Origin of the sequence: Leptospira noumeaensis, assembly GCF_004770765.1 — a bacterium.
GTDB classification, from domain to species: Bacteria; Spirochaetota; Leptospiria; order Leptospirales; family Leptospiraceae; genus Leptospira_A; species Leptospira_A noumeaensis.
The window spans coordinates 24,208-30,207 of sequence record NZ_RQFK01000008.1 but is presented as its reverse complement, the minus strand read 5'-3'; the positions used below and the strand labels follow the sequence as shown (position 1 = coordinate 30,207).

Genomic DNA, 6,000 nt, shown 5'->3' with positions numbered 1-6,000 from the left:
AAATGCTACTGTAAATGGAGTTGGAACTGGGAATATTGCCACTAACACTAGTTATATTGTATCTAAATTTGACAACGCAATTGACCAGTTGTCTCAAAGAAAGTTTGATGCAGAACCTCCTGCACCAATGGCCTTCACTCCGACAAGTCCAGATGAGGGTAAATTCTATGCGGGTGGAAGTCCTGGGGGATTTACGGGAGTAGGTGGTACTGTTCGATCCATCCAAGAAAACTTCCTCAAAGGAACTACAAACTACATAGAAAACAAAATAGGATCCGCATTTGGAGTGGGGAGTTTTTCTCCTGTTTCTGGATCTGGTGGATCTTATTCTATATTAGGTGCTGCTTCAGAGAAAAAAGTAGACACTTCTCTTTCTGTGAATGGGAAAGATGTCTTCAATCATTTCCAAGAAACGACTAATGGAGTATACCAATACTCACAAGTTCTCTCTGCCAACGAAAACAATGAAAACATGCAGAGGATTGAACAACAGAAGTTAATCAACCAATATGCTTATGTTGTGAACTGGGATACCAGAGCAGAAACCAACTTGTCTTCCACTAACCAAGCCTATTTGGATCAAATGAACTCTTACCAATGTAAAGGTTGCAAAGACTACCAGGAAGCATTTGATGCTAAATTCCAATCTGAGATCGCACAGTTAAAGAGCCAAGGGTTGGAATACTTGAATGGGAAGATAGTCAAAAGTTTGACTTTGGAAGAGAAGATCCTGTCTGGACAAGCCGACTACAAAACCCTTACTGAAGACCAGAAGAAAGACTTTGGTAAGTGTTTTGCCAATCCCACAGAGGGTTCTTGTACTACACTCCTCGTAAAGGAGTTTGATTATTCCATTAATGAAGTGAGTAACGTAGTCACTCTTACCAAAAGGATTAGTGATGGAACCATTGCTGGTCGTGATGCCAACGGATACTATTCTGGGAAGAAGGATGAGGTTCGTCACATCAGTTTATCCAATCTAGAGATGGTGAGTGCTCCGACAAACAAGGGACTATTTGATGTTTGGGAAGATTCTGACTGGCAGTCTTTTGCTGATGCGAGTAGCAATGCACTCAATGATCTTTATACAAACCTGAGCAAAGATGGTGTTGCTGTTGGCAATGCTACCACTAGCATCCGCAAAACAGAAGCGGCTAACGAAAAGGCTTTCCAAGAAAGAAAGACGACTCAAGAAAAAAATGATTCTCTCATCCAAGAACTAGCTCTTGCTTACTTTACCGGTGGTGCTGCTGGTATACAATCTACCATCAAAGGCAAAATAGAAGATCACATCAACATGGAGCTCGCTAAGGCTTGGATCTCTGCTACTGGTGGTAGCGAAGAAGATCTACAAATGGCGAGTATGCTCATCGACTTCATGAAAGGTCGTGTCGAAGCCAAAAGGATTGAGTCTCGTAGTAACTTTGTCTCTCTCAGTAACCCCATACAAGCCATCGAAAATGTTGTTAGAAAGAATTTCGGTGGCGCCGTGGATTTCTTGAACAACGCAACCGGTGGACTCAGTAGTGCATTGATGGGAAATGCAATGACTTATGTCGTTGCACTCGGTAACGCAGTTATAGGCCCTGATAAAGTAGATGCCCTATTGGAACGTAAGAATGCCCAAGCCAATCGCATCAAAGAGATCAAAGCAAACGAAGTCTCTCTTGCTAAGTCCGCTGCTTCACAAGCAATTGCTAGTGCTACTGGTTTACCAATGGAAATTGTGAGTGCTGGGGTGAGTGATTTTGCCAGTGCGCGGGATGCTAAAAAAGCAAGAAGGGCCATTACAAAAAATCCAGTCGTTGATGGACTAAGCCAAGTGGTTGGTGTTGCCGGTGGTATTATGAAGACCGCTGTGATCGCAACTGGAGTTACCCAAGCAGAATTCCAAAAGTCTATTTCCCAAGCAAATCAATTGGTGAGTGGAGGGTCTTTGGAACCTTCCAGTGCGAGCCTGGCAAGTTTGGGGATCTCAGAGCAAATGTATGGGATGAAGGCTACTGGAACTAGTTTTACTAGTGAACTACTCAACATCAAAGACAAAGATAGAGTCATTGAAGAGTTGGGGAAAAGGGCTCTTGCCGATCAGATGGCAGCGACTCTTGGAATTGATCCAAGCATTGCCAAAGGATTTATCAGCAAAGGGTATGGAGATTATAAAACAAGACAGAGTGATAAAAAAGCACAAGCAAATGCAATTGAACAAACCTTAGTCACTGCGGCTTCGCTAGTTGTTACTTTGGGTGCCAGTGGGATTCTTACCGGTGTCGGTAGCGTCTTGCAATCGATTGGAACAGCAGTCAATGGATTCTTTGGTATTACCAGTTCTGCTGTAATGAACACAGGCCAAGCGATTGCGAACGCAGTCATTCAGGGAGCAGCTGGTGCTAAAAACGGACCAGAGGGTATCCTTGCTGGAATCGCCAACGGACTGATTGGTGGTGTTGTAAAGAGCGATATGCTAAAAGGAATCAAAACCTCTTTCCTTGGAGGTATGACTCCCGGTCTCGGAGTTACATATCATCCAGAAAACGGTTGGGGTGGGATGATTGGTCTTGGAAATACAACGGCAAACGCAAGTATCTCATTCTCACAAAGAGGCAATACGACTGTCCAAGGATCTGCTAGTTTAACAGAAAACATACAAGTGACTACAAATATTACCACCAATGGTGAGGCTACTGTCGGATTAAACTACAATGCGGGAAAAGGGCCTAGGGAAGGTTGGAACCTCGGTGTTAACTATGATATGGCTGGTTCTGGGTTATCGGCAAGTCTTGGGTATACTGATCCTGACTCGACTATGGGTTTAACTACTACGATTAGCAGAGATGGGATGTCTACTTCTGCTGAAGTGACTGGTGTTAGCATTGCTACTAATGGGCCTAATGGGTTCCAAATGGATGAAATGAACTTCGCTGAGCAAAACATTAACGAAGCACAAGATAAAACTCAAAAAGACCAGAACACCGCAAGGCTTGTTGCCAGTGGAAGCTATTCTGCGGATCAAGTTGCGAATATGAGTGATAATGATTTTAACCAGGCTGTTGCCAACCTACCAAAAGAAAACTCTAACGCCATTGAGGCATTCTTTGCGGACATGGGAAACTATATAGATACCAATATGAATACTGCCATCGACTATGCTATTGGAATTGGTGGATCTCTCGCAGGTGGACTTGCTCTGCTTTACGGTATTGGAACCACTCCTGTTGGGGGTAATTCACCTACGACACCGCCTAATCCTAACCAAAATGTCGTCGCTACAGAACCGAACAGGAAGAGGGAAGATGAGGACGGCAATACTCCGGAGGAGTTAGATATCCTCCGAAGTGATGAAGATGAGCAAATCTTTCTATCCTATCTTTCGCCAGAAGATAAAGCCACTTATTTAAATCTCAAGCAATCTATGCTTGAATTACAAAATCAAAATTTATTATCGGATAACACCAAAGATACAAAAATAACTGCTGAACAAGACGCTAACCTTGCAAAACTCGACAAAGCAATCAGGGATTATGCATTATTCTTAGAAAAGAAAACCATTAAACGAGAGAAAAATAAATTCGGAGAATTTGTCTTTAGTAAAGAAACTATTAAAAGGTTCCTGGAAAGTGATCAACCGATAACAGTAAGTGGCTATGTTTATAGAAAAGAACTCATTAATGGTGTTGAATACTTTGTCAGAGAGAAGGATGGGAAATTACAGGCCTTGACTTTCAGGGAAGATGGAAAGATTAAAGAAACCACCTTCACTATCAAAGACAGTATTTTCGGAAATAAATCTTATACAGACCCTAAAACAACGCTATTTGATGCTGCTGGAAACCCAATAAAGAGAGACCTCGGATATGATTCAAATTTGGGAAGGTTTAAGGAGCCGACAACGAACTCCTTTGATCCACTCAATACAACATTTGCAAAAAACATCACTGATAAATACGAAGCTTTGGCAGCTAAAGCCGATAAGGCATTTGATGATTACAATAAGCTTTCTGATGCGGAGAAAAAGAAAATTAAGCCTGCACCTGAAAACGGAGATAGAATTCGAGCAACTATAAAAGAAACATTTAAAGTTTATGATCTCTCCTCCCTAGACGGATTATCAGGTGATGATAGAGAACGAAAAATAAATGAAATGTACACGGATATTACGAATCCTCTAACTCATACCCAAGGTCCAAATGACAAAGGTATAAAGCTTCAAATGGGGGCAACAGTCGAGTATCTGCGAAACAAATATCCGAACGGAGAAGGTTTCGAGTTTAATCCTCCCGCTGGACTAAGTGAAACCGATTCAAAGGCCTACAAAACTCGCTTTAACGAAATCAAAAAGTTTCTATTCAACGACTCCGCTACTAGTACTGATTTAGGGAATCAATTTGGTGACGAAATTTGCAAATTGTTTTCTAATTATGGCATGGGAGTCATGAATGGAAACTTCCAAGGAAGTTTTGCGCAATACATGGAAAAAACACTAAAAATGGGAGATGTAGATTTTTCTAAGGGTGTGCCAATCGTGGCTCAGAACCAGATTACGGAAGGACGATACTATTGGGATCCAAGTAGTGAAACTAAAACATATGATACAAGACCAGTGAACGACGTTGAACTGAGCAATAAACTTAAACGTGCCTTTGATGCGGGACGAGTTACAGAAGGAAGCGTAGTCCAAGTTAGCATCGATACGGACGGCGATGGAGATCACGACCATTTTACATTAGGAAGAGTCTACATGAATAACGGACAGCTTTCAATACGGATAAATGATCATTCTTCTTCAGTTCGTCAAGATGTAGACTGGTTAGATCTGAACCATGGCAGTGTCGAACCTGGAAAGGGGCTCAATATATTGCGTTTATTCACAACGGATGTTAGGGCGAAATGATGAAAGTAAGCAAAAAAAAAATACTTTTAATCCTTTCCGGATTTCTAACAATCTCATTACTCTCGACTTCGTGTAAGAAATACCGAGGACTAACTGTGGAAGTAAATAGACCAACTATTTATGAAGTTGGTCATACGATTGCAGAAGTAGCAAATGTCTCTTTTACGGAAGATGAGTTACGGATAGACCCAAGGTATTGTCTGGAAATAGATTTTTTAAATAAAAAACTCAGGGCAGCCTTTTATAATGAAAACTATGTAATGAAAAAACCGATCATTGAAATTCCGTTATACGAAGATGATAAATATTTGTATGTGAAATCCCAAAATGGGGGTAGGATTTTTATCTTTGTTGGTAAATCTCCAAGAAAAACAGATGAAAAAAGCTACATCTATATCTCATCGAATAGCGAAACCATTGAAGAAAAGGCAAATAATGATGACTACTCTGCTTTTAATAGTAGAAAGGGTGGCGATGATAGGCTTTTTAAACGGGTGGCGCGTTATACAATACCTGTCTTTCCTCATGACAATGAGAATAGCAAACGATACAATACTATGGAGCATTGTATTAACGAACTTCCTGAACTCTATGATGATGCAATCACAGAATATAAACTGCGTCTTAAAGAAGAATCTGAAGCAGGTAAAAGGTATATGGAGAACGAAAGCAAAGTTTATTTGGAGTTAAAAAAACAAGGTAAATCACTCAGTGATCCTTGAAGTTAATTTAGTCAGAAGATACAATTTTTAACCAAACTTTATTCCGCACACAATATTGCTACGCCAACCCAGTTGGATAAATCGGTTTTTTCTCTTCCCCAAGTTCCCTGTTTCCCACGGCGGCGAGGCCAGGGATGGCCGAAGCTCGCCAGTCGGACCCGGATGGGACGCTGGCAGGACTGGGAAATAGGGGACTTCGCTGAAGCAGGGTGAGCCTCGCCAAAACTACAATATTGAACAAAATGTTCGTTAAGTTGGACGCTGGTTGCAAACTAGATCGATTTTAGAGACAAAAAACTAATGGAAGTCATCGAATTCTTATTTAGAACAAAGACTTTACTCCAAATATCAATGATTTATCGATCACGAAGACGTAAGGAATCCTTC

Annotated in this window: 1 protein-coding gene and 1 pseudogene; both read left to right on the top strand. The window is 41.1% G+C overall.

Features of this window, described 5'->3' with window-relative positions; translation table 11 throughout:
* Positions 1 to 4,891, top strand: a pseudogene (locus tag EHQ24_RS19175) (hypothetical protein); the annotation flags it as partial.
* 95 nt (positions 4,892 to 4,986) lie between these two features.
* Positions 4,987 to 5,613, top strand: a complete 627-nt coding sequence (locus tag EHQ24_RS01715) for a hypothetical protein (RefSeq protein WP_135599987.1) — start codon at positions 4,987 to 4,989, stop codon at positions 5,611 to 5,613.
* Positions 5,614 to 6,000: the final 387 nt, after the last annotated feature.